Genomic DNA, 22335 nt, shown 5'->3' with positions numbered 1-22335 from the left:
GTCGGCCAGCTTGACGAGCTCAGGATCGGGTTTCACTCGTTTGCTGCGTTTCGCTACGGTCATCGTCGCTCCTGTTACTGGCAGTCTCCTGCCAAATGACCGTTTACACAAAGCTATTTACACCCTCCAAGTTCATCTACAAAAACATCGACTACGCGCACGGGATTGGTGTCCGTGACGTAGTCGTCAAGTGCTTCGGGGAGGAGAAAGCTTTGTGTACGATTGTCGCCTTGAACGAACCGCTTCATCTCGCTCATCCTCCGCTATCGGATGAGCCATTTTAACGCGTCAAAATGGTGTTTTGACACAGTCTGGGCCACAAAGAGCCGTTCGAAGCTTGTAGGCAAAAGCCCGCTCACAATCGTTCAACGGACGTTCAATCACGGATGGCAAAAGTCCTCGCGGATCGAGCATCACCTATATGCCGACGGGCATTGCCTCAGGAGCACCGTAGCCGCACGCGCGAATCCGGCGCTCAATCCGAGAGACTGTTCATTGCGGGTCACACCTAATGCTGCACGCGTGGGGTCGCCGTGGCGTGCAATCTTGCCATCCAGCGCCGCTATCTCCGCCTGATGTTCGGCGCTCAGTCTGGCGCGCATCTCTTCGACACATTGACGATTGTCGCCTTCTGCGCTCCTGGCGACTTTTGTGCGTCGCTCGCGCAGTTTCCGGCAAGCGAGCCAGGTTCACGCCTGCGCCTGAAAAACCAGATTGAACGGCGTTTGCGTTGCGCGCCTGAAGCGCGTGAAGCCACCAGCAGTCACGACTTCTCTGAGCCGTGCTTCGCCCGCCTGCGCGCCGAGCGCTCTTCTGCCTTCCTGTGATAACGATGCACCTGTGCAGATCATCGTCGACGCAGAATAGGAACACCCGTCCGACAGGATTGATATTGTCTTCGAGGCGGTCATTCGCGAACGGTTCCACGATCATCCACGATCCATCGGGTCTCAGCGTTTGCAGGACGTGTGCTGCTGCGCCCGTCGGGTCGCCCATATCGTGCAGGCAATCGAAGAATGCGACGAGGTCGTAATCCTTTCAAGGATATTGCTGCGCGGTTGCGACTTCAAACGTGACGCGGTCGCCGAGGCCCGCTCCGTCGGCAAGTTCACGTGCTCTCTGCACGGACGGTTCGTGATAATCGAAGCCGAGGAAAGCCGCGTTGGGGTATGCCTGAGCCATCAGTATCGTGGATGCGCCGTGGCCACAGCCGACATCCGCGACTTTCGCGCCACGCCCCTTGAGAATCTCTTGTACTCCGTAGAGCGCGGGGATCCATTCATCCACCAGATGCGCCGCATAGCCCGGACGAAAGAATCGTTCCGTGCCCCGGAACAGCGATGGATGATGCTGATGCCAACCGACGCCCAAACCCGTGCGAAACGCGGCTTCGAGTTTCGGCAGGCTGGGGAACATCGCTTCAGCGCAGTCGCAGAAGCCGGGGATAAAAGTCGGGCTCGTTTCTTCAGCGGGTTTCGAATTACCGCGTGCAGCTCGCGTCCCGCAAAGGCTCACCTTGAGGACTTGAGTCAGCCATAGGGATGCAACTAACAGTCCGGCTTCATCGCATCCGTATCAAAATCCAGACCCAAACCCTGCCTGCAAAGACAGCGGGGCGGCGTTTACGCGACGGTTTATCTACGTGACGGAAATCAGCGGCGCATCCGTCTTCCGTCTGGTCTGTAAAATTGAAGACAGGCGACAGCAGCTTAAAGGCCCCTGGTTGAACTCACGAGGTGTAAAAAATGGACATGATTGACCTGATGCCCGATGTCGCGACGGACCGATATGAAATCTCGTTTCGCCTGGCCGGGCAATGCAGTGAGGTCGCCTGTGTGATCACGCGGGAAGCGCTTGAAGGCGCAATTCTGGTTGCCCGGAGACGCTGATCAGGTCCGTATGCTCAAGGCATTTGCTGACGGACGGCGTCGCATTATCGCGGTCGCCGAACGAAAAAATCCGCCTGCGTCCGGGCAGATCGGTCAGGCTCGCTACTCAGGATTTCGAGGCCGGAGGTTAGTCCTCCGGCTGCCGCCCGTCACCAGTCAATGCGGTGTTTCTCATCAGTCTCGCGGTGCCGGCGATCATTGCCCACGTGCAGATACTGACTGGTTGTCGTCAGTGACGCATGCCCGAGGTTGTCGCGCACGAGTCGCACATCCAGTTGCTGGTCTGCCATATGTGAGCCTGCGCTGTGACGTAGCCAGTGCGCGGACGCCTGCTCGAGGCGGTCTGCGCATTGCGCATGGTCGTCGCCACGCGCGCGCAACGATCCTGCGGCGCCGCTAAAGACGTCCTTCACGATCCGGTGCAACGCGGCGCGCGTGAGTGGCTTCGGTGACTGCCCGATCGGCAGCACCAGCGGCGTGTCCTCGCCGGGTGAGGGGAGCGCTGGCAGTCCGCGGGCTCGCCGGTATGTGCCGAGTTCCATCATCATTTTCCGCGGTGGCGGGCACCAGCCGCTCCTTGCCACCTTTGCCCATTACTTCGAGCCACCAGCGCTCCTTGCCGTTTTCGTCGCCCCGACGGAAAAACCGGCCCATCGTATTCGTGCTGATCTCCGTGATCCGCAAGCCACCCAGGTAGAGCAATGTGAAAAGCCAGCGCGCGCGCGTGATGTTCGCGCTCGCGACTGGTTTCCCTGGGCCTGCCCTGAATGTACGTTTTGACTTCGAGCCACAGTTCGGGCGACAGATACCGGACGATGCGCGGCCTAGCCCGGCGCGCGCGCTGGCGTGAGAGCGACAGGGGATTGCCGGCCAGATAGCCGGCCTGCACCAGCCACGCGAACATGACGTTGAGGAATCACCATCGCCTGCCGCTGGCTCGATGCCGACAGGGGGCCGTAGAACGGTCGCCAGCGCGGATCGTTGCGGGGATGCTTGCGTCCGCCATCAGCGGTCCAGCGCGCCGCGGGTTGCGGATCGGCGAGAAAGTGCTGATAGACCAGCAGGTCCTCGTGCGTGAGCGAGGAGAGCGGTTTGCCCATCTGCAGGACGGACCACAGCAGCAGCCGTTCGGCTTCCTTGCGGTAGTTGTCGAACGTCGTCCTTGTATCGACGAAGCGGGCGAGCCACGCGCGGATCGCCTCGGGATCGGTCGCCGCGGCGACCTGCATGTGGCCGGTTGCGCGGTTCGTGCCGTGGCGGCCATCGAGACCGGCGGGCAGTTCGGGCGCGTCGATCGGGCGCGGCGCGGGGACGGCGGTTTTCATGGTCGCAGACGCGGCGGGGGCGGAGGTCGGCGTGTGACGCAATTGTGTACTGATCGCCCCCCAAAATGTCAACATTATGGCCGTAATGTCAAAATATGGCCGTCGATGCGCCGAAGAGCGCCTGCGAGCGGCGGAAAAGCGCGCGCTGCTGGAGATCGACCGCGAGCGGGGTGCGGCCGCGAAGCTGCAGAAGGACCTCGATGCCGCGGTGAAGCGGGCCGACAGTCGCGGGGCGGACCATCACCGGGCGGTCGAGGCGCTGCAGGCGCAGCTCGGGGACGTGCGTCACCAGGCGGGCGTGCTGCAGGGACGGCTCGATGCCGTGCTGGCCACGAATGTCACGCTGCAGCAACAGCTGGCGGCATTGCGGCAGGCGGATACACGCGACGCCCGCCCGGCCCGCGCGAAGTCCGCGCCTGCTCGCCCGACTGCGGGCCGCGCGGCGGTGACACGCACGTCGCGTCAGGCAACGGCAGCACCGGCGGAACCGGCGACCACCAGCAAGACCACGGTGCGCCGCAGGCGGGGGTAGGCGAGGTGGAGAAAAACAGCCGCCAGGGAAAAAGGCGCAAGGCCCCGGCTTGCCCGCCGATCAGCGCACTGATGCGCTACGGCGGGCGGATCGTGCGGGTGGTCGCCGAAGCCAGCGGCCAGCGCGTGATCATCGAATCGGTGGACGAGGACGGCCGCACCTTCCGCAGCATGGTGAAATGGGCTAGTCTGACCGCTCTTCACGATCAGCTCTTCTGAACGGGATGACCCGGACCATGCAGCAGCTCGACATCTTCGCCGACAGCCGTGACGTGATGTTGCGCAACGACGTGCTGGCGCCGTTGCAGCGGCGCGATGTGGCGGCGGCGCGAACGGCACTGGCGCAGCTCGCCGGCGAATACCTGGACGACGGTGCGCTGCCCGCGATGACCGTGCTGGTCCGCGAACTCGGGAATGGATCGACCGCGCCCTTTGCTGACCATGCGGCGCTGGACATCGCCCACCGTCACCTGGAGGACAGGGTGGTGCCCGCCGCCCGGCGCGTGCTGCCCGCGCAGAGCGTCCAGCCGTGGCTCGCTCCATGCTGGCGAGCGCTCGCCCAGCGGGCCGCGTCCCTGGCCTTTCGCGGCGCCGGTGCCGGGAACCATGCCGACAGCCACGCCGCACCGCTCTGGCTGCTGGCCGGCGACTGGGCGGCTGCACGTGCAGCGGTCGAGGGCATTGAGTCCTGGTGGCGCATCCCGGCACCCTTCGCGTGGATGACGGAGGCGCGCTACCGGGCTGATGGTCTGGATGCCGCGTGGCCACTGCTCGCTGGACTGGCGTGGCTCGCGCCCGCACGGTTCGCGGCGTTGCTGCCCGGACTGGGCGACGCGTCGCTCGACGCGCTACGCCAGCGCTTCGATGCGGAGTTCCCAGGCACCGGCGAGATCGACGATTACGCGTGGTTGCCGGCCTGGCTGCTGGTGGTCAAGCCGGCGCTCGCAGGTCGGCTGGGTGACGCCCGGACACAACGTGAGGTTGCGGCATCGCGGGCCACGGTCCTGCTGGGCGAGATCCTGCGCCGGGAGCATGACGGCGACCAGCACGAACTCGTCAGTCTGCGTCAGGCGCTCAGTCGCCTGCATGCGGGCCTGTTCGACGTGTACATGGCCACACGGAAAGTGCAGCACCGGTGAGTATGACGATCGGCGGCCACGATTACTGCTGATGCCATAGTCGCATCGGCCAGTCGCGCGGAGGCACGGAGGCGACATGACATTGAAAGCGCAATGGTACCGGGACAGACTCGCGAAAAAAAGCCGCAAGGGTTTCTGCGGCTACCCGGTCGCAACGGTGGCCTGCTATGGGCCCGATGACAGGCGCGCGACAAAGGTTGCGGTCGGCGTCGTCGCGTACGAAGGCGCGGATTCTGATCCTGTTGAGCGGTGGTTCTGTGAAACGTCCGATGCGAGAACCGATCCGGAAATCACCGAAGCAGTCGTCCGGTTCATTGAACAGCATGGTGCGCGTTCGGTCGTCGCCGTCGACCGCATCATCGGGTGCCCGCATGAGGAAGGCATCGACTATCCGGAAGGCGAAATCTGTCCGCGATGTCCGTTCTGGAGCGGCCGTGACCGGTGGAGCGGCGAGTTCATCAGGTGAGTCCGATGGGGTGCTCTCACTGATGCGCGGGGCGGCGAGCGTCGAGGCTGGCGTGACCATGCTTCGAGTGCAGCGCTGCAGCACGTCGCGCACCGGCGTGCCGTTGGCCTTGCATGCCGACCTGCCTGCCCTGGACCTGTCGCGCGAACCTTGCTGCAGGCAGCGCAAGGTGCAGGATCACTACGCAAGTCCAATTCCGGCGGCACGTGGCCGGGCAGCGGCTGCCTTCGGCAACCCGGCTCGCCCCGGTCGCGTGCCCTGAAATCGATCCGTTCCGACTGCGCCGCGCCGCCTTATAATATTTTATGGTGTGGTCTGCGCGAATGGACGTTCCGGGATATGGCTATGATCAATGCAGAGCTTGGGCAACAGCTTGAAGGCTATGTCGCGAAGTTGGTCGAGTCGGGTCGCTACAGCTCGGAAAGCGAGGTGCTGCGCGAAGGCGTGAAGCTCGTTCAGGATCGCGAAATGCAACTCATCGCGCTGGATGCGGTCATCGATCGCGGCATTGGTGATTCGGAGACAGGACGGGGCAAGCCCGCTGAGGACGTGTTCGGCCGGCTTGAAGCAAAGTATCATGCGATGGCGAGCACCAGGCGATGATTGTCCAGATCCTTCCCGATGCTGAGGCCGACCTTGAGGCGATCGGCGATTACATGGCCCGCGACAATCCCCGTCGTGCCCTGGGTTTCGTGCGCGAGCTGCGCGAGAGGTGCACGCGCCTTGCCGACATGTACATGGCATTCCCGATTGTGCCGCGCTACGAAGACCGTGGCGTGCGTCACCGGGTTCACGGCGGTCACCAGATTTTCTATCGTGTCGTTGGCCAGCCTCCCGAGCGCATCGACGTTATTCACGTCCTGCACAGTGCGCGCAACTACGCGGCGATCCTTTTTCCCTGAGTTCGCGTGAGCCACCCGACGACGATCCGCCTGCTTCTGCAGATGTAATCTTGCGTTTGAGCGGGAGGGAGGCGATCTGGTTTGGTCGACGAGCCAGAATGCCGGCGGGCAGGGCGCTTCACATCCGGGGCGACGACGCCCTGCGCAAAGGTGTGACTTTGCCGATTGGCAATACGTCACGGTCCATCGAGTGTCCGGATGCCGATGTCCGTATGAGTGAAAACACGACTTACTTCGCCGTTTCCAGCTGTGCACGCAGGGGATGCCCGGGTGCAACGGGCCTGCCGGCGGGTGAAGGCCGATACAAAAGACCTGGACCGATTCAGGTGCACACATTGACGGGCCGGGGCTACTGCGTCTATCGCGACAGGAATGCGCTTTGTACCCGATGAATTTCCTATTGGCGGGTGACGCGGTGTTGTTCGTACGCTGTCTGGCATGAAACGCAGCGGGCCGTGTAGGGCGCGGCGACAAGCCGCTCATAACCGATCGGATCCCCGCACCCGACGCATGCGCCGTAGCGGCCGGCGTCGATGCGTGCCAGCGCCACGTCGATCTGCTGCAGTTCGTCGAAGTCGTGCCGCGCGAGCGCAGTGCGCAGCTCGTCGCGCGCCTTGCGCGATGCGGTCTCGTCGGGATGAGACTCGGGGCCCAGTACTTCGGGCGGCCGGGCTCCGGCGAGGTCACCGTATTCGCCGTGCAGCGCCGCCAGCAGCTCATGACGACGCTCGCAGAGCCTGTGCTGTAACAGCCCGAGTTCGGAGCAGCTAAGGGTGATCATGGACAGGTTCGATGTGTTCCGTAACGTCACGCACAACGGCGGCATCGCGAAGGCGTTCCGTCATGTGCGTACCTGCACACAGGCCCAACCAGGCATGCACCCGCTGGGCGGTTAGCACAATGCGACAGTCCGATCTTCAGTCACGCCGCGCAAGCCCCACCAATGAACCCGTGACGCTGAGTGGTGGGATGAATGCCACGCCCCACAATTATATGTTTAACCCACGCGCGATTCTGGTCAGTTCAAACCCGACGGGCATGTGTTAAGTATAGGTTGCAGGGCAGCCGTATCGACCCGGTCGTTAGTGAGGCCTTACGGGGCCGCTGGTCAGGGCAGTCGTCCGATGCTTCGCCGATCGGCGATCGCCGAAGCGGGCGGCCAGCGCGCGATCATCGGGTCGATGGACGAGGACGGCCGCACCTTCCGCAGCTGGCAGGAGAAAATCCACCGGTGGGCCTGATGCTGTGCGCAAGGACCAACGCCGCGATTGCCCGCTACGCACTCGACGGCCTCCCCAACAAGATACTTGCTGCCGAGTATCACACGGTACTTCCAGACGAACGACTGCTCGCTGAAGAGTTGGCAAAAACGCGACGCGAATGGGAAGCGCGGCATCCAGAGCTGCATGACAAAGAGGAAATCCGCGACTGATCCTGAAGTCGCTAGCCAGCCGGCTTCACGTCGGCCGATTCCAGTGTCCGGCTGCAGCAGGTTCAGATTTTCCATGAAACCGAGCTACCGCCGACGTGCGTCCAGATCGGGTTGTCTCCTCGGCCAATCCGGTCATTGGAATTTCCCACCATTCGACTGTTTCTGCGCGGCTGGTGCCGGAGCAATCGAACAGGTGCTATCGGCCTGAAGCCCCCGGCCGACGCAACGATCAGCCTACCCTGAATTGTGGCGATTAAATTCAATGGCGGTCAGTTATCAAAACTTGGAGGGCCACGCAAATCGCCCGGCGGTCTTCGCTTTTCGTCGCCGGGCGCCCTTGGGGACAGCCGCGGGAGTTCGCTTGGTAGGCGTCGCCGAGCCTCGGGGCGCAACGAGCGCGAATGGGGACGCACAAGCCGGCAAGGCTGGCGATTGTTGCTTCGCCTGATCAGCGGGAAAGCGGGCAGCGATCGAGGCGGACGGACGGCACGGCTGGCGCCGTCTGGAAAGCGGGCCGCCCCACAAAAGGTGACCTTTGACGGCGGTGCCACCGGTGGGCATCGATGGCTGCATCAAGGCCAGCTCGGTGGCGCCGCTCTGAAGCCGGTTGCGCACCGGTCAGGGGATCGGGTAGGGTGGCGGCATTCAACCCAACCTCAAGGACATCACCATGAACAAGCAGGACCTCGTCGACGCCGTCGCCGCCAAAACCGGCACCAGCAAGGCGCTGGCCGCTGAAACGCTCGACGCGCTGCTCGGCACCATCACAGCGACCGTCACGAAGGGGGACACCGTACAGCTGATCGGGTTCGGCGCATTTTCGACCGGGGCGCGGGCCGCGCGCGTCGGCCGCAATCCGTCGACTGGCGCGGAAATCCAGATCCCTGCGGCGAAGACGGCCAGGTTCACGGCGGGCAAGGCGTTCAAGGATGCCGTCAACGCGTCATGACGGAGGATGCGATGGTGCCCGACGATTACGCCGGGCTGCACGAGGAAGTGGTCAATGTCGTCGAGTCGGCGCGACGCACGGCGGCACGCAACGTTAATGCCGTGATGACCGCCGCCTACTGGGAGATCGGGCGGCGGATTGTCGCCACTGAGCAGGGCGGGCAAGCGCGCGCCGGCTACGGGCAGGCGCTGATCGGGCGACTCGCCGACGACCTGACACGCCGCTTCGGCCGCGGGTTCCCTCGATATCAATCTGGAAACTGAGAAGATGAGCGGCAGCAATTTGGCCGAGGACGACTACGGCACAACCCTGAGCGACGTGATCGCACTGCTTGAAGAGGCGCGGCGGGCCGCGGCGCGCAGCATCAATGCCCTGATGACGGCAACCTATTGGCTGGTGGGCCGGCGGATCGTGGAACTGGAGCAGGGTGGGCACGAGCGTGCAGCGTACGGCCAGGAGGTCCTGCAGCGCTTGTCGAGCGACCTTACCGAGCGGTTCGGGCGAGGCTTCGGAGCCGACAATCTTGAATTAATGCGCCTGTTCTACCTGAGTTATCAGCTTGGCGAAATTTCCGAATCGGTGATTCGGAAATCCGGCGCTCCCGCGGCCGAGCCAAAATCCGAATCACCGATTCGGGATTTCGGGCTCCAGCAGCTCGGCGAACGTTTCCCGCTTTCGTGGACGCACTACGTCAGGTTGATGCGACGGACGCGTTCTCCCGAAGAGCGGATGTTCTACGAGGCGGAAGCCCTGCGCGGAGGCTGGAGCGTCCGGCAACTCGAACGGCAGATTGGCAGTCAGTTTTATACGCGCACGCTGATGTCCCGAAACAAGCGCGCAATGCTTGAAAAGGGTGCGGTCGCGAGGCCGGGTGAGGCCGTGAGCCCAGACGAAGCGATCAAGGATCCTTACGTACTCGAGTTCCTCGACCTGAAAGACGAATACTCCGAGAGTGACCTTGAGGAAGCGTTGATCCACCGTCTCGAGGACTTTCTGCTTGAACTTGGTGGAGATTTCACGTTCGTCGGACGGCAACGCAGACTACGGATCGGTGACAGCTGGTTTCGCGTGGACCTGCTGTTCTTCCACAGGCGCCTGCGATGCCTTGTAATCATCGATCTAAAACTGACCGAGCTTAATCATGCCGATGTCGGGCAAATGCATATGTATTGCAATTATGCAAAAGAGCACTGGACGCTACCCGGCGAAAACCCGCCGGTCGGCCTGATCCTGTGTGCTAGAACCAACGCGGCAATTGCGCGTTATGCGCTTGACGGTCTGCCCAACAAGGTGCTTGCCGCTGAATACCACACCGTACTTCCCGACGAGCAGTTGCTTGCTGAAGAATTGGCGAAGACCCGCCGCGAGTGGGAGGCGCAGCATCCGGTCCTCCCTGAGAGCAAACATTCCGGTAGCTGACAGCCCTAATGGGCCCGGTCGCTAACGCCGGTTACCGCGCTGCAGATCCTTCAGTTCATCCTGCAATTGCCTAAGAACGCAGCGCAGCGTGTCTCCCAGATTCTCTGCGCACCCAACACCAAACGGTGTGACTCCCGTTCCAATTTGTTCCGAACTTGCCGAAACGCTGAGATCGACCGCAGCATCGGTGTCAAGAAAGTTAAATTTCCCGAACCTCTGCATTGCAGCCTAGGTGCTGGCGGCGTTGTCACGTTAGCGCGCTGGTCAGCTAAGATGACGTGATGAAGAAGACGAAATCGCTCTACCATGGCCATCGATTCTCGGCGTCAGTCATCAGCCACGCGGTTCGGAGGTATTTCCGCTTTCAACTCAGCCTTCGCGACATCGAGGAGCTACTGTTCGAGCGCTGCGTGGTTGTCAGCCATGAATCGATCCGGCGGTGGACGGACAAGTTCGGCGCCAGTTTTGCGCATCAGGTCAGGACTGCCCGTCGCAAGCCGGGCAGCACATGGCATCTCGACGAAATGTTCGTGACGCTGCGCGGCGAGCCCTGGCTGCTGTGGCGTGCAGTCGATGAGCACGGCATTGAACTCGACATCCTGCTTCAGAAGCGCCGCGACAAGGCCGCTGCCAAACGCTTCTTCAAACGGGTGTTGGCGGCCTGTCCTGCGGCGCCGAAGAAAATCGTCACCGACCAGTTGCGCAGCTACCCGGCCGCGAAAACAGAGATCCCTGAGCTGGCGAATGTGAAGCACGTGTTCGTCAAGGCCTGCGCGCGCGTGAACAACCGCGCTGAAAACAGCCATCAACCCACGCGTGAACGCGAGCGCCGGATGCGAGTCGCGAAAAGTTTTGAGAATGTGGGCGTCGGTCGCCTGCGGCTCGAGCCAGAAATACGCTTCGAGCGCGGCGATCGTGATCACGCATTCGATCGTGCTGTTCTGGCGTATCAAGCGAAACGCTACGCCGAGGCGGCTGGCCAGCACGTGCGGTTCAAGTTCAACGGTTTCAGCGGTTTCCATAGGCGGCAAGGACGGCGCTTTGCATCAGGTCACGATGATTTTTGCAAATGTGATGCATTTCAGGTATTGCGAAGTCGGTGTCTTGCAGATCACCGCGCTTGCCGCTTCGAACGCGAGGGGAACCAGCTGTTTCCCACACTGACTGCCCCTGCCTAGCTTCGTTTTCCAGTAGCAAAAGCCTCCCCGATCTGCCGCGCCCGCTTCACTTCGTCACTGTGCAGACGTCGTCGAGACGGACGCGTGCCGCAGGTTGTCCCGCACTGTCGTCGGTTCGGCGTCGCGGCTGAGCGCATGAGTGGCGTGGGTGTGGCGCGTCCAGTGGGTGCTGGCATCGCGCAGCTTCGCCGCGAGAGGCGGATGATCTGACGCGATGTCCTCTGCCGCCAGCAAAAAAAAAAGCGCTTGAGCTCACTCCACAGCCGCACGCCGCTGATCGTTGCGGCGCTGTCGGGTTCGAGGCTGCCGATGACCGGTGTCTGCGGATGCCCTTGCGCCGGCAGAATCGGCAGTCCCTGTTCGGCCAGATAACGCGACAGCGCCTCCCACGAGAGCGGCGGCAGCGCGACCATCGTAACCCTCTTGCCCTTGCCGGTCACCTGCTGTGCGATGCCAGAGTTAGTGAAAGCCGGCCGTCTGATTCTATTCGCCTTTTTCAAAAGTGCCGTCACGGCGAACGCGGCGGTGTGACATAGAAAGTGAAAATGCCCGCGCCTGTGCCAACGAAAGTGCAAAATTCCGAACGGTCGCGCACCGGCCGGTGGCACATAGAGACCGCATGGGCCGGGTCAGGCTGCCAAGATAAGTTGAGCTCGGCGGTCAGCGGCAGGCTGTCAGGATACTGCCTATATCGCTCAAGCGTCGGTACCTGGCGTCCCGCCTCGTGTGAAGTGGTCGTCTTCAAACGTGCGAGCGTCTCCCGTATTGGCTCACCGATCCGAGTTCTGTGTGAACTCCTGCACGCGATCCTGTACGCAGAAGCGCCTTCTTGTTGCGAAGAGCGGGGTGGCACATGTCCTTCGGTGGTAAGTGACCGATAACCGGCATATTCACCCGGCGATGTACTGGACACTTGAAGTTGACAGCTTTCGTGGCGCGAGCGGGACAGAATTCCTTCGTTCTACGGTACGGGAACGCAGGATTTGCCTATCGCAGACCAGGCGGTCATTTCAGAAACAGCGCTTCACGAATCCACCGCCTTGAACAGCCGATTCTTGTCGAGCGTGGCTGGATCGAGCGTCTTCTCGACGCTTTCCGACGACAGCGGCGGTATGGCGTCTTCCAGCGCGCGTCCGGTATAGCGGCTGCGCGGCCGGATCACCTTGCCCACCCGGAGCTGCTCGATGCAATGCGCGAGCAGGCCCACGCTTCGAGCCGTGGCGAACAGTCCGAACGACGCTTCGCGGGGCAGAGCCAACTGCGCCGACAACGCCGCAAGCGCAACGTCGATATTCGGCTGCAGCCCGGTCAGCTCCACAACCTTGTGAATGAACGAGACGAGTTCCTCGGGCGGATTCAACACTTCGATCAACGCGGCCGCGCGCGGATCGCCGTCCGGATACAGATGATGTCCGAACCCCGGGATCGGAATGGCCGACTGTAAGTGATGGGCAACGACGTGTTCCACACCGAGTCTTCCCACGTCGTCGAACACGGCTCGCACGCGGCCCGATGCATCGCCGTGCAGCGGCCCGGATAAGGTTGCGAGCCCGGTGAGCAGGCAGCCCGGCAGCGATGCGCCGGTGGACGCGGTAATCCGGGCGGCGAATGCCGAACTGGTTATCTCGTGGTCGGCCACCAGAACCATCGCCCGGCGGATCAGTTCGGCGCCGGCGCGGTCCTGGCCCCAACCGAGCGCGATACGTTCATGGGTGGTCGGGGCATTCGCGTCGCAACGCGCGCCGAACGCCTGTGCGATCAGCGCCACGAGCCGGCCGGCTTCGACATGCAGTGCGCCGTCCGTGCGTCCGAGGGTCGAGTGCCCGCTGGCCGCGAGCGCGGCCAGCGACGTGAACGCGCATTGCCTGCCGCGCTCATCGCCTTGCAACGGCAGATCGCCGGCTTCGAACGAAATCGGCGCGCGCGCATTCCACAGCAGGGTCGCCACTTCCTCGAGCGTCGCCGTGTCGGATAGCCGGATGCAATCCCGTCCGCGGTAATACGGCCGGCCTTTCGAGAACGTGGTGATGCCGCTGTAAATGCAGGGCTCCGTGCCGAATATCATGCCGGCGGCGAGCGCTTCGCGCTTGCGTCCAACCTGTTTTTTGCGGTAGAGACCGGCAACGTCTTCCGCACGATAGAGGCTCTTGCGCGGGTCCTGCGGGTCCGGCATCACCGCGATGGCCCCTCGACTGACGTATGCATACACAGTCTGCGCTTGTACGCCAAGTTGTCGAGCCGCTTCAGTCAGGGTGATCCAGTTTCGCATGGGATGGCAGACGGGTAGGCTGTGTGACGGGGCAGCAGAGAGGTAACGGTGCGGGCCGCGCGCGCATGCGCGCGCGACCGGTTCAGCGTCAATAGTGGCGTTTTTTCAGGTAAAAGTCATCTCGGCCGCCCGCCGTTCCAGAATCTCGACGAGGATGTCGCCCGGCGATCGCACGGAGCAGGCTCTGACTCCCGCGCGAACCTGTTTGATCGGCTCCACGATTTCCGCGTCACAGCGCAGCAGATGTTCGAACGCGGCGTCGAGATCGTCGACGGTCACGCCGAAGTGGTCGATGCCCTGTCGTTGCTCGCTAACGGGAAGCCGGCCGGGTCGGGCGTTCGCCCGCGGCGTGATGAAAAGATTGATGTCGCCGATGCGCAGATCCACTCGCCCCGGACGCCTGACGATCTCGGCGTTCAGGCAGCGCGCAAACCATGCGGCGGTTGCTTCGGCATCCGCCGAGCACAGTTGCAGATGATCCCACTTGAATTCAATCATTCGATCTCTCTGGATAGTTGGTCGTCAGTCTAAAGCGTCACAGTTCGATGCGGGAAAGTCTTCCCAGCAGCACGGAGTAAGAGAGCGCGCCGAGCAGGCAGATCGCGCCCATCAGGTTCAGCGCCCAGTAGAAGTGGCCGGTTTGGTGGGTGATATAGCCGATCATCAGCGGCGTGGTGATGCCCGCGAGATTGGCCGCGAGACTGGTGACGCTGCTCGTCAATCCAACGTATTGCCGCGGTGCGATTTCGGAGACGGCGGCCCACGACATCGAGCCGACGCCCTGCGCGAAGAAGGCAATGGTCAGGATCGCGATCACCGCTTCGTTCGATTCGACGAAATTGACGAGCACGATCGATGCGCCGAGCAGGGTACCGATGATCAGCGGTGCCTTGCGCGCGGTGGAAATCGACACGCCGCGCCGGATGAAAAAGTCCGACAGGGAGCCCGCGAGCAAAATGCCGAGTGTGGCGCCGATGAAGGGCAGCGCCTGGAAGATCCCGACCTTGATCATCGACATGTGGCGCGCTTCGATCAGGTAAGTCATGAACCACGTCGTGAAGAACACCAGCAAGGTGTTGTTGCAGAACTTGCCGAGACAGATCGCGAGAATCTGCCGGTAGCTGAGCAGCTTGAGAGCCATGCGCCAGTCGAATTTCTCGCGCGGCTTGTGCGCGCTCGTCGAACCGTCGTTGATGTACTGCAGCTCGGCGGCGTTAACGCCCGCGTGCCGATGCGGATCGCGATACACGCGGTACCAGATCAGGCTGAACAGGATGCCGAAACCGCCGGTCACGAAAAACACCGCGCGCCAGCCGTACGCGGCGGAAATCCACAGCAACAGGCCGGTAAACAACGGCGTGCCGATGTACTGCCCCATCACGTAGACGCTGGTCGCGAAACCGCGCTCGCGGGCCGGGAACCACAACGTCACGGCACGCGCATTCGAAGGGAAGGCGGGCGCCTCCAGCGCACCGATCGCGAGCCGCGAGCCGAGCAGCATGTGATAGCCGGTCGCGAGACCCTGGGTGAACGTCGCGAACGACCAGCCGACCAGCGACAGCGCATAGGCAACACGCGAGCCGAGCACGTCGGTCAACACGCCGCCGGGCACCAGCGCGATCGAGTAGGCAAGGCCGAAGGCGGCGAACAGTTCGCCCATCTGCATCCGGTCGAGCGCCAGTCCTTTCGAGAGGCCCGGCGCGACGATGCCCAGCGCCGAGCGGTCCACATAGTTGAGAATGGTGGCGACGAGCAACATCGACAGCACGACATACCGGATCCGTGTGCGTTTCGCGGTGTCCGCGTAAGCCGGGCTGCGCGGCGGCAACGCTTGTTCCTCTACGACTTTCATCGGTGTCTCCATAAATTAGCCTGTTGTTTTTTTATTGGCGAAAAGGCGATTTATCCGCGGCCGACGAACGGCATCGCGCTCGCCATGATGGTCATATTCAGCACGTTCGCTTCGAGCGGAAGACTGGCCATATGCACGACCGCATTGGCCACATGCGCAACGTCCATTCTTGCTTCCGGAGCGAGGCGGCCATCCGCTTGCAGCACGCCGCGGTTCATCCGTTCCGTCAGCGAGGTCGCGGCGTTGCCGATATCGATCTGGCCGCAAGCGATGTTGAACGCGCGGCCATCGAGCGCGATCGATCTGGTGATGCCGGTGACAGCGTGCTTGGTCGCCGAATAGGCGATGGTGTGCGGGCGCGGCGAGTGAGCCGAGATCGAGCCGTTGTTGATGATGCGTCCGCCTTGCGGAGATTGCGCCTTCATCAACCGATAAGCGGCGCGCGCGCGCACAGGAACACGCCGGTCAGATTGGTCGCCACCACGTCGTTCCAGAAATCGACCTCGTAGTCTTCGAGCGGGACCGCGCCTGCGTTGCGGCCCGCGTTGTTGAACAGCACGTCGAGCCGGCCGAAGGTTTCGGCGATCCGCGCGAATGCCTGCTCGACCGACGCGGCGTCGGCGACATCGGCCGGGAACACCTCGGCTTGCCCGCCGGCGACACCGATTGCTTCCTTCGTTTCCAGCAGCGGTTCGACTCGGCGGCCGATGAGCGCGACCGCGAATCCGGCGTTGGCGAGCGCGACGGCGGCGGCGCGGCCGATGCCGGAGCCGGCGCCGGTCACAGTGGCAAATTTTTTCGATGCAGGCATTTGACGTCCTCACGACAGGTCAGTTGAACATGGCAAACAGAGTTGCATTCGTGCCGTGTACCGGGCAATCTTGATTCATTGAATCAACATCTGGTCGCCTTGCCGATGGGGTCCGCACCAGGGTTTTCCTGAGGCGCGCCCGGCCGCCTGCGGGACGAATCGAGGGCGTTGAATACAAGGATCGCGGCGGCCAGCTTGCGCCGGGACGAATAGGGGGCCCATCGTCTAGCGGGTGTTGATTGATCCAATCAACATTGACTGCCCTCTGTGCCGTTTCGTAGTCTCTCGACGTCTGTTCATCCAGGAAAAAACCATGTCGAGAGAGAACCGTACCAGGCTGTTGATTGCGCGAAAAGTCCCCGCCGCGGTGGCGCGGCGCGCGGAGGCCCAATTCCATGCATTCGTGACCGAGTCCGATATGGACGCGGGCTCGGTCGTCGACTTCTGCGAGAAGCACGACGTGCCCGCCATACTGATCGGCAAGAAATCCGGGTTGCAAGTGGAGCACATTACCGCGCTCCCGTCGACAGTGAAGATCATCGCGAACGCGAGCGCAGGCTTCGATCACATGGACGTTGCCGCCGCCCGCAATCGGGGCATCGTCGTCACGAACGCGCCGGACGCGTTGACCGAATGCACGGCCGACTTCTCGATGCTGCTGGTGCTGGCGGCGTGCCGGCGCGCATCGGAGTATGAACGAATCATGCGCAGTGGTTGGGGCAAGTCATTCGGCATGACCGAGATGCTGGGGACGCGGGTCAACGGCAAGACACTCGGTATCGTCGGATTCGGACGCATCGGACGAGCGGTCGCGAAGCGTGCGCAGGGTTTCGGCATGCGTGTGATCTACACTGACGTCACGCGTGCGGCTGAGTCGCTGGAAAACGGCGCGACGTACTATGCCAGTCTTGCCGACATGCTGCCCCACTGCCAGGTGCTTACGCTGCACGTGCCGGGCGGTGGCGTCCCGCTAATGGCGAAAAATGAGTTCGGACTGCTGCCGAAAGGCGCGGTTTTCGTCAACGCCGCGCGCGGCGGACTGGTGGATGAAGATGCGCTGTACGAGGCGCTGACTTCGGGACATCTGTTCAGCGCGGGTCTGGACGTGTATCGGAACGAGCGCAATACCGACAAGCGTTTTGCGGCAATCGACAATGTGTTTCTGACGCCTCACATGGCCAGCGCCACGGTCGAGACCCGCGACCAGATGGGTTTCACGGCGCTGGATAATGTCGCCGCCGTGCTTGATGGGCGGACCGCTTTGAATCCAGTCTAAGGCTGGATCTCCACGAATCACACCTTGCGAAGCGCGTGTGACCGGGCATGTTTCGGTTCCGTCGCAATAGCGGCGGCTGGTATGCTGGGGGACCTTACAGAATGATGTGAACGACAATGAAAGCGCTCAGTCCGACGGTAGCCAAGGTCCTGAAGCGGTTGCACTATCCGCTTGAGATCATGTTGGTGTGCGTGCGTTGGTACGTGGCCTACCCGCTGAGCTTGCGCAATCTCGAAGAGATGATGGCCGAACGCGGGATCGCGGTCGATCATTCGACCGTTCACCGGTGGGCCATCAAGCTTCTGCCGGTGCTTGAAAAGGCGTTCCGCCGCTGCAAGCGCCCGGTCGGCAAGAGCTGGCGTGTCGACGAGACCTACATCAAAGTCAAGGAGCAATGGACGTATCTGTACCGCGCCGTCGACAAGGCCGGCAACACGGTTGACTTCCTGCTGCGAGCCAGGCGGGACAAGGAAGCGGCCCGACGGTACTTCGAGAAGGCCATCGATCAGAATGGCGCGCCCGAAACCGTAACCATCGACAAGAGTGGTGCCAATCTGGCCGGGCTGCACGCCGTGAACGCCGAGCGCGAGACGCCCATCAAGATCCGCCAAGTCAAGTATCTCAACAACATCGTGGAACAAGACCATCGGGCGATCAAGCGCCGTACCCGACCCATCTTGGGATTCAAGATATTTCGTTGTGCGCGCATCTTGTTAAGCGGCATTGAACTTATGCATATGATCGCCAAGGGGCAGATGAAAGACTGCGGCATCGGACAGGCTCCCGCGGAGCAGTTCTACTCGCTAGCAGTATAAGTAGTCCTCAGCATGCCGGCCACTGTGCAACGCACCTTTCTTATTGCGACAGAACCCGGACAAGAGCTTCGGCAAAGCGCTCGCGGTTCACACGTTGTATTTTTGTGGGATCCGACGGTATGTCTGAGACTTGATGCGTCATTCAGTTATTATTATCAATAGGTTACCAGCGAACACACAGAATGATCACATAGCGGTCAAAGTGACGGCCTGCGAACAGTTCGTCAAGGCTCTTCAGCTTGCTCATCGTCGGTTCTCAATTCGTTCAGCCTGACACCTTAACCGATTCGCCCCCGCGCTATTTGCACCAGAGCCCGTCATCCCGGCTGCCATAGCGGTAGACGGGGAACGCGAATTGGTCGTTCAGACGGCGTCTCACGCGCCCTGGGATGCCTCCAGTTCCGCAAGACGTTTGCGTAGCACACGATCCTGCTGGAAGCGGGCGGTTTTGTCGCGGATCACTGCGACGATGCCGGTGAATTCGTTTTGCTGCGAACGCAGCAACGCGACTGTAAAGGCGATCGACATTGACCGACCGTCCTTGTGCACAGCGGGGACGCGCAGCACGTCATTGCCGTAACGGGTTTCGCCCGTTGCCATGGTCTTGTGATAGCCATCCCAATGGCGGCCGCGCAAGCGTTCCGGAATGATCAGGTCCAGCGACTTTCCGAGCGCCTCGCTCTGCGTAAATCCGAACATGCGTTCGGCCGCGGGGTTCCAGAAAGTGATGCTGCCGCCGGAATTGGAGATGATGATGGCGTCGCCGATTGCGTTGGCAAGTTGCTGGAAGTCGATGGCAGTTTGCACGGCGTTCCTCCAAAGTGAATGCGGAGACTTGAATCGGATGCGGCGCCGTCAGGGGTACCGCATTTGCACGTCAGCGCCTGAAACTGCGCCTGCGTGACACCGTTAAACTGCTTTGACTTCGCGTAGATTGAAGATTTCCTGCTGGCTGTAGCCAAGGCCCGCCAGCACTTCGTCCGTATGTTCTCCGAGCAGCGGCGACGCGGTGACTTGCGGCTTCATGTCCGAGAACTTGATCGGGCTGCCGACGGTCAGATACCCGACGGGCCGATTATGCAAATCACTTCTTTGGGATAGATCGTCAGGTCGATGCTATCTAATACGTGGTGCGAGCCATAGTATTTTTGCAGGTTGCAAATTTCGACCATTGCCGCTTGCATTGTGTTTGGAGGGTAAGTTGACGGTTCATTTGGGCCGGAGCATCAAATTTTCTGCAGACTCAAGACCTGCGCATGATAGTCGGGATGCCAGGCGGCGGCTTTATGCTTCATTGGCAGGCTGAGCGCGCGTGAGGAATCGGTGCGGATCAGATTGATGGCGAGCCGGCGCAGGAAGGAGAAATTCAGCGCGGCGTTGCGTTGCCGGAGCTGGCTGGCGTCCTCATTGAAAGTGGCATCCAGGTACCAGTGCCGGCCATTTTCAACCGCCCAGTGAATGCGACTGACGCACAGGATGTGCGGCATCGGCCGGCAGCGAACTCATCACGTAGCGCGTGTCGGTCTGCACCTTGCTCTGCATCTTGACGTCTAACCGTAGTTTCCGCGCATACGCGCATGCGCGGGCATCCAAATTTCCGGGGCCACCTCTTCGGCCGACGGCAGCACGCTTCGGATTATGTTAGTCACAGCAGCAGCTTGGCTCGTGCGTCGCTAAAGCGGTTGCATTCATACATCAGCCAGTTCGAAAATGCGGCCACCCGCGCATCGTCCTCCCGCTCGGTGAGCAGCATGTAGCGGGCCGGCGCAGGCACGAGGCGGCTAAAGATGTTGATGAGGCGGCCGTGCTCGAGCTCTTCGTAGACGAGCGCAGTGCGCGCCGCGGCGACGCCTTGATGACTCAAGGCCGCGCTAATCGCCAGGCTCGCCAGATTGAATTGCGGCCCCGCCACCGCTCCGAGCCATTCGGGCCGAGCGGTCTCCAGCCAGGTGCGCCATTCGATGAACTCAGGCGCTCCATCCCATGGCGAGAAGTCATGCAATAGTTCGATCCCCTTGAGCGATCGGCCCGCGGCAAACTCACGGTGCTCCGCCAAATATTGCGGTGTTGCCACCGGCAGCAGATATTCGTCGAGTATCGGTATAGCGCGGATCGTTTCGTATTGCCCGGGATCAAAGCGAATCGCTACGTCGATGTCATCGGCCAACATGGCCTGTCGATCCAGCGTTTGAAATTCAGCCTTCACGCGCACCGGTATGTCCGCGTGCAGGCGATGAAACTCGACCAGACGCGGCATCAACCACTGTAAGGCAAATGAGGGCGAGCAATTGATCTGTAAGGGCGCATTGGATCGCCCAAGATGATTGATCGTTGTCTCGATGCTGAGAAACGCGTTTCTCGTGCATTCGAACAACGTCGCACCTTTCTGCGTCAGGGCAAGCGAGCGGTGCTGGCGCGTGAACAGTGGGTAACCCAGCCGGTCTTCGAGATGTCGAATGTGCTGACTAACCGCCCCCTGCGTCAAGCTCAGGTCAGCCGCCGCCTTGGTAAAACTGAGCAGGCGAGCTGCCACTTCGAAGCAGCGCAAGCCGCCCAGCAGTGAGGAATCGAGGGGCATATGTATTAGCCAGACTAATGCATCGAATAGAAATTATAGCTTTTTTGGCCGGCGCCCATGCCCTATATTCGCCGCATCTAAAACAAGCATAGGTACCCGGCGTGATTCCCACCGTTCATGCAGTTGCCCCCGATCTATTAGCCAAACTACAGAACCGTTCTCCTTTACTGTGGCTCAATGCCGCATTAGGAAATGCGTTGCCTGAAGGTCCACCGGGTGCCGCCGATATCGACGAGGCAGATGCCCGCTTAGAACGTTGCGCGGGCCTGATGGCGCATCTCTTTCCCGAATTGCAAAGTAGCGCGGGCCTGATCGAATCGCCGCTGATGCGTGTCGAACGACTCCAGCAGGTGATGGGAAACGCTACTGAGCCTGACGCTGCATGGTTTATCAAAAGCGATCATGCCCTGCCCATCGCCGGGTCGGTCAAAGCGCGTGGAGGCTTTCACGAAATACTGGCGTTCGCGGAAAAGCTGGCGCTCGAATACAGCGTGCTCGCCCATGATGGCGACCGGCGAGCACTCGCGGGCGCCGCAGCCCGTGAGTTGTTTGCTCAATACACCGTGAGCGTCGGCAGCACCGGCAATCTGGGCATGAGCATCGGCGTCATGGCTGCCGCCTTGGGATTTCGATCGGTGGTGCATATGTCGACGGAGGCCAAGAGCTGGAAGAAGGATCGTTTGAGAAATTGTGGCGTTCAGGTCGTCGAGCACACGGGCGACTACGCGCAAGCGGTGGCGGCCGGGCGAGCGCAATCGCTCGCTGACCCCAAAGGCTATTTCGTCGACGACGAGAATTCCCTGATGCTGTTCCTGGGCTATGCAGTCGCCGCGAGGCGGCTGGCGAGCCAACTGGCGGCATTGAATCGTCCCGTAGATGCTACGCATCCTTTGTTTGTCTACATTCCGTGCGGTGTCGGTGGCGCGCCCGGCGGCATCACCTTCGGCCTCAAAGCACTTTTTTTTGAACACGTACACTGCTTTTTCGCCGAACCCGTGGCGTCGCCGTGCATGTTGGTGCAATTGGCGGCGGGCGAGTCCGGGCCCACGTCGGTCTATGACATTGGTCTGGACAATCGCACCGAAGCCGATGGCCTCGCCGTCGGCCAGGCGTCGCATCTGGTGAGTTCGCTGATGCGCTCTCAGCTCTCGGGCGTGTTTACCGTCACGGACGCGCAACTGTATGTCCATCTCCATCGCGTGGCGCAAACCGAAGGCGTGTTGCTCGAGCCATCGGCCGCCGCCGGATTCGACGGACCGGGATGGCTGACGCGCAGCGACCAAGGCCAAGCCTATCTTCGCCAGCACGGGCTGGAGCGTCACATGGCTAGTGCCACTCATATCGTCTGGACAACAGGCGGTTCGCTGGTGCCGCGCGAAGAGCACGAGCAATTTCAAGCGAGAGGCCAGGTGCTTGCGGCGCAGGATGAACTCGCCTGAGACCCCTGCAGGGCATCGCCGCCAACCGTCCATAACAGCATCCAGCGTTAGCCCGAGATGCACTG

22 protein-coding genes and 7 pseudogenes are annotated in these 22335 nt (G+C 61.8%); 15 read left to right on the top strand and 14 right to left on the bottom strand.

The features are described 5' to 3' along the window. Positions 1-689: 689 nt before the first annotated feature. Positions 690-1470, bottom strand: a pseudogene (locus F6X42_RS32950) (class I SAM-dependent methyltransferase); the annotation flags it as partial. 275 nt (positions 1471-1745) lie between these two features. Here F6X42_RS32950 and F6X42_RS44480 point away from each other — a divergent pair. Beyond that, positions 1746-1889, top strand: coding sequence for a hypothetical protein (locus F6X42_RS44480; protein WP_246530332.1), 144 nt, complete (start codon positions 1746-1748; stop codon positions 1887-1889). Between the two features lie 149 nt (positions 1890-2038). On the opposite strand, the pseudogene F6X42_RS32940 reads toward F6X42_RS44480, so the two are convergent. Further along, positions 2039-3214: pseudogene (locus F6X42_RS32940) on the bottom strand (tyrosine-type recombinase/integrase). Between the two features lie 85 nt (positions 3215-3299). On the opposite strand from F6X42_RS32940, the gene F6X42_RS32935 reads away from it, so the two are divergent. From F6X42_RS32935 to F6X42_RS32910, 6 genes are all read left to right on the top strand, one after another. Continuing rightward, positions 3300-3746: a hypothetical protein gene (locus tag F6X42_RS32935; protein WP_376776483.1), complete on the top strand. Its 447-nt coding sequence runs from the start codon at positions 3300-3302 to the stop codon at positions 3744-3746. Between the two features lie 5 nt (positions 3747-3751). After that, positions 3752-3964: a hypothetical protein gene (locus tag F6X42_RS32930; protein WP_187638187.1), complete on the top strand. Its 213-nt coding sequence runs from the start codon at positions 3752-3754 to the stop codon at positions 3962-3964. Positions 3965-3981: 17 nt separating this feature from the next. Next, entirely contained in the window at positions 3982-4884 is a 903-nt protein-coding gene (locus F6X42_RS32925; RefSeq protein WP_246530331.1) for a hypothetical protein, read from the top strand. Positions 4885-4960: 76 nt separating this feature from the next. Further along, a complete protein-coding gene (locus tag F6X42_RS32920; protein WP_187638178.1) occupies positions 4961-5350 on the top strand; it encodes a M14 family metallopeptidase in 390 nt (129 codons plus the stop codon). Positions 5351-5500: 150 nt separating this feature from the next. Beyond that, positions 5501-5953 carry a type II toxin-antitoxin system ParD family antitoxin gene (locus tag F6X42_RS45670; RefSeq protein ID WP_312892962.1) on the top strand — a complete coding sequence of 151 codons (453 nt, stop codon included), beginning with the start codon at positions 5501-5503 and terminating at the stop codon, positions 5951-5953. Further along, entirely contained in the window at positions 5950-6252 is a 303-nt protein-coding gene (locus F6X42_RS32910) for a type II toxin-antitoxin system RelE/ParE family toxin (protein WP_187638177.1), read from the top strand. The genes F6X42_RS45670 and F6X42_RS32910 overlap by 4 nt, the downstream gene beginning before the upstream one ends. 397 nt (positions 6253-6649) lie before the next feature. Here F6X42_RS32910 and F6X42_RS32905 read toward each other — a convergent pair whose 3' ends face one another. Then, complete coding sequence (locus F6X42_RS32905) at positions 6650-7033, bottom strand: TraR/DksA family transcriptional regulator (RefSeq protein ID WP_187638176.1); 384 nt, start codon at positions 7031-7033, stop codon at positions 6650-6652. Positions 7034-7225: 192 nt separating this feature from the next. Between F6X42_RS32905 and F6X42_RS46045 the strand changes: the two genes are divergently transcribed. The 5 genes and pseudogenes from F6X42_RS46045 to F6X42_RS32880 form a co-directional block, all read left to right on the top strand. Continuing rightward, positions 7226-7684 carry a PDDEXK nuclease domain-containing protein gene (locus F6X42_RS46045; protein WP_376776482.1) on the top strand — a complete coding sequence of 153 codons (459 nt, stop codon included), beginning with the start codon at positions 7226-7228 and terminating at the stop codon, positions 7682-7684. A gap of 670 nt (positions 7685-8354) precedes the next feature. Further along, positions 8355-8633: an HU family DNA-binding protein gene (locus F6X42_RS32895; RefSeq protein ID WP_187638175.1), complete on the top strand. Its 279-nt coding sequence runs from the start codon at positions 8355-8357 to the stop codon at positions 8631-8633. An 11-nt stretch (positions 8634-8644) separates the two neighbouring features. Next, the gene (locus F6X42_RS32890) at positions 8645-8896 is read left to right on the top strand and encodes a DUF1016 N-terminal domain-containing protein (RefSeq protein WP_222945806.1); all 252 of its coding nucleotides are present in this window, start codon (positions 8645-8647) and stop codon (positions 8894-8896) included. 4 nt (positions 8897-8900) lie between these two features. Continuing rightward, a complete protein-coding gene (locus tag F6X42_RS32885) occupies positions 8901-10052 on the top strand; it encodes a PDDEXK nuclease domain-containing protein (RefSeq protein ID WP_187638173.1) in 1152 nt (383 codons plus the stop codon). Between the two features lie 281 nt (positions 10053-10333). Next, positions 10334-10891, top strand: a pseudogene (locus tag F6X42_RS32880) (IS6 family transposase); the annotation flags it as partial. A gap of 60 nt (positions 10892-10951) precedes the next feature. On the opposite strand, the pseudogene F6X42_RS44475 reads toward F6X42_RS32880, so the two are convergent. The 6 genes and pseudogenes from F6X42_RS44475 to F6X42_RS32855 form a co-directional block, all read right to left on the bottom strand. Continuing rightward, a pseudogene (locus F6X42_RS44475) lies at positions 10952-11074 on the bottom strand (DUF1488 family protein); the annotation flags it as partial. Between the two features lie 152 nt (positions 11075-11226). Then, positions 11227-11742 carry a site-specific integrase gene (locus tag F6X42_RS32875; RefSeq protein ID WP_312892960.1) on the bottom strand — a complete coding sequence of 172 codons (516 nt, stop codon included), beginning with the start codon at positions 11740-11742 and terminating at the stop codon, positions 11227-11229. Positions 11743-12254: 512 nt separating this feature from the next. Continuing rightward, a complete protein-coding gene (locus F6X42_RS32870) occupies positions 12255-13499 on the bottom strand; it encodes a citrate synthase (protein ID WP_187638172.1) in 1245 nt (414 codons plus the stop codon). 105 nt (positions 13500-13604) lie between these two features. Then, on the bottom strand, positions 13605-13997 hold the full coding sequence (locus F6X42_RS32865) for a VOC family protein (protein WP_187638171.1): 393 nt from the start codon (positions 13995-13997) through the stop codon (positions 13605-13607). A gap of 37 nt (positions 13998-14034) precedes the next feature. Beyond that, a complete protein-coding gene (locus tag F6X42_RS32860; protein WP_187638170.1) occupies positions 14035-15351 on the bottom strand; it encodes an MFS transporter in 1317 nt (438 codons plus the stop codon). Between the two features lie 50 nt (positions 15352-15401). After that, positions 15402-16162 (bottom strand): annotated as a pseudogene (locus F6X42_RS32855) (SDR family oxidoreductase). Between the two features lie 313 nt (positions 16163-16475). Here F6X42_RS32855 and F6X42_RS32850 point away from each other — a divergent pair. Both F6X42_RS32850 and F6X42_RS32845 read left to right on the top strand, forming a co-directional pair. After that, complete coding sequence (locus F6X42_RS32850; protein WP_187638169.1) at positions 16476-17438, top strand: 2-hydroxyacid dehydrogenase; 963 nt, start codon at positions 16476-16478, stop codon at positions 17436-17438. A gap of 116 nt (positions 17439-17554) precedes the next feature. Next, positions 17555-18253 (top strand): IS6 family transposase, encoded by a 699-nt coding sequence (locus tag F6X42_RS32845; RefSeq protein ID WP_187638168.1) that lies wholly within the window; start codon positions 17555-17557, stop codon positions 18251-18253. A 166-nt stretch (positions 18254-18419) separates the two neighbouring features. On the opposite strand, the pseudogene F6X42_RS46450 reads toward F6X42_RS32845, so the two are convergent. The 5 genes and pseudogenes from F6X42_RS46450 to F6X42_RS32825 all read right to left on the bottom strand — a co-directional run. Then, positions 18420-18500, bottom strand: a pseudogene (locus F6X42_RS46450) (IS6 family transposase); the annotation flags it as partial. Positions 18501-18628: 128 nt separating this feature from the next. Next, entirely contained in the window at positions 18629-19060 is a 432-nt protein-coding gene (locus F6X42_RS32840) for a PAS domain-containing protein (RefSeq protein ID WP_187638167.1), read from the bottom strand. 102 nt (positions 19061-19162) lie between these two features. Further along, positions 19163-19318: pseudogene (locus F6X42_RS32835) on the bottom strand (formyl-CoA transferase); the annotation flags it as partial. Positions 19319-19479: 161 nt separating this feature from the next. After that, a complete protein-coding gene (locus F6X42_RS32830) occupies positions 19480-19740 on the bottom strand; it encodes a transposase (RefSeq protein WP_187638166.1) in 261 nt (86 codons plus the stop codon). Between the two features lie 158 nt (positions 19741-19898). After that, positions 19899-20837 carry a LysR substrate-binding domain-containing protein gene (locus tag F6X42_RS32825; RefSeq protein WP_187638184.1) on the bottom strand — a complete coding sequence of 313 codons (939 nt, stop codon included), beginning with the start codon at positions 20835-20837 and terminating at the stop codon, positions 19899-19901. Between the two features lie 95 nt (positions 20838-20932). Between F6X42_RS32825 and dsdA the strand changes: the two genes are divergently transcribed. Then, complete coding sequence (gene dsdA / locus F6X42_RS32820; protein ID WP_376776481.1) at positions 20933-22270, top strand: D-serine ammonia-lyase; 1338 nt, start codon at positions 20933-20935, stop codon at positions 22268-22270. Positions 22271-22335: the final 65 nt, after the last annotated feature.

The sequence above is a fragment of the Paraburkholderia podalyriae genome (genome assembly GCF_014397785.1).
Classification (GTDB): Bacteria; Pseudomonadota; Gammaproteobacteria; order Burkholderiales; family Burkholderiaceae; genus Paraburkholderia; species Paraburkholderia podalyriae.
Note: the sequence above shows the minus strand (reverse complement) of the source record. Positions and strands in the feature narration are given on the sequence as shown.

What these genes read in the sequence shown, in the direction of transcription:
- F6X42_RS44480 (WP_246530332.1), top strand. Translation starts at nt 1,746, where the DNA reads ATGGACATGATTGACCTGATGCCCGATGTCGCGACGGACCGATATGAA.
- F6X42_RS32935 (WP_376776483.1), top strand. Translation starts at nt 3,300, where the DNA reads ATGTCAAAATATGGCCGTCGATGCGCCGAAGAGCGCCTGCGAGCGGCG.
- F6X42_RS32925 (WP_246530331.1), top strand. Translation starts at nt 3,982, where the DNA reads ATGCAGCAGCTCGACATCTTCGCCGACAGCCGTGACGTGATGTTGCGC.
- F6X42_RS32920 (WP_187638178.1), top strand. Translation starts at nt 4,961, where the DNA reads ATGACATTGAAAGCGCAATGGTACCGGGACAGACTCGCGAAAAAAAGC.
- F6X42_RS32910 (WP_187638177.1), top strand. Translation starts at nt 5,950, where the DNA reads ATGATTGTCCAGATCCTTCCCGATGCTGAGGCCGACCTTGAGGCGATC.
- F6X42_RS32905 (WP_187638176.1), bottom strand. Translation starts at nt 7,033, where the DNA reads ATGATCACCCTTAGCTGCTCCGAACTCGGGCTGTTACAGCACAGGCTC.
- F6X42_RS46045 (WP_376776482.1), top strand. Translation starts at nt 7,226, where the DNA reads ATGCCACGCCCCACAATTATATGTTTAACCCACGCGCGATTCTGGTCA.
- F6X42_RS32895 (WP_187638175.1), top strand. Translation starts at nt 8,355, where the DNA reads ATGAACAAGCAGGACCTCGTCGACGCCGTCGCCGCCAAAACCGGCACC.
- F6X42_RS32890 (WP_222945806.1), top strand. Translation starts at nt 8,645, where the DNA reads ATGGTGCCCGACGATTACGCCGGGCTGCACGAGGAAGTGGTCAATGTC.
- F6X42_RS32885 (WP_187638173.1), top strand. Translation starts at nt 8,901, where the DNA reads ATGAGCGGCAGCAATTTGGCCGAGGACGACTACGGCACAACCCTGAGC.
- F6X42_RS32870 (WP_187638172.1), bottom strand. Translation starts at nt 13,499, where the DNA reads ATGCGAAACTGGATCACCCTGACTGAAGCGGCTCGACAACTTGGCGTA.
- F6X42_RS32865 (WP_187638171.1), bottom strand. Translation starts at nt 13,997, where the DNA reads ATGATTGAATTCAAGTGGGATCATCTGCAACTGTGCTCGGCGGATGCC.
- F6X42_RS32860 (WP_187638170.1), bottom strand. Translation starts at nt 15,351, where the DNA reads ATGAAAGTCGTAGAGGAACAAGCGTTGCCGCCGCGCAGCCCGGCTTAC.
- F6X42_RS32850 (WP_187638169.1), top strand. Translation starts at nt 16,476, where the DNA reads ATGTCGAGAGAGAACCGTACCAGGCTGTTGATTGCGCGAAAAGTCCCC.
- F6X42_RS32845 (WP_187638168.1), top strand. Translation starts at nt 17,555, where the DNA reads ATGAAAGCGCTCAGTCCGACGGTAGCCAAGGTCCTGAAGCGGTTGCAC.
- F6X42_RS32830 (WP_187638166.1), bottom strand. Translation starts at nt 19,740, where the DNA reads ATGCCGCACATCCTGTGCGTCAGTCGCATTCACTGGGCGGTTGAAAAT.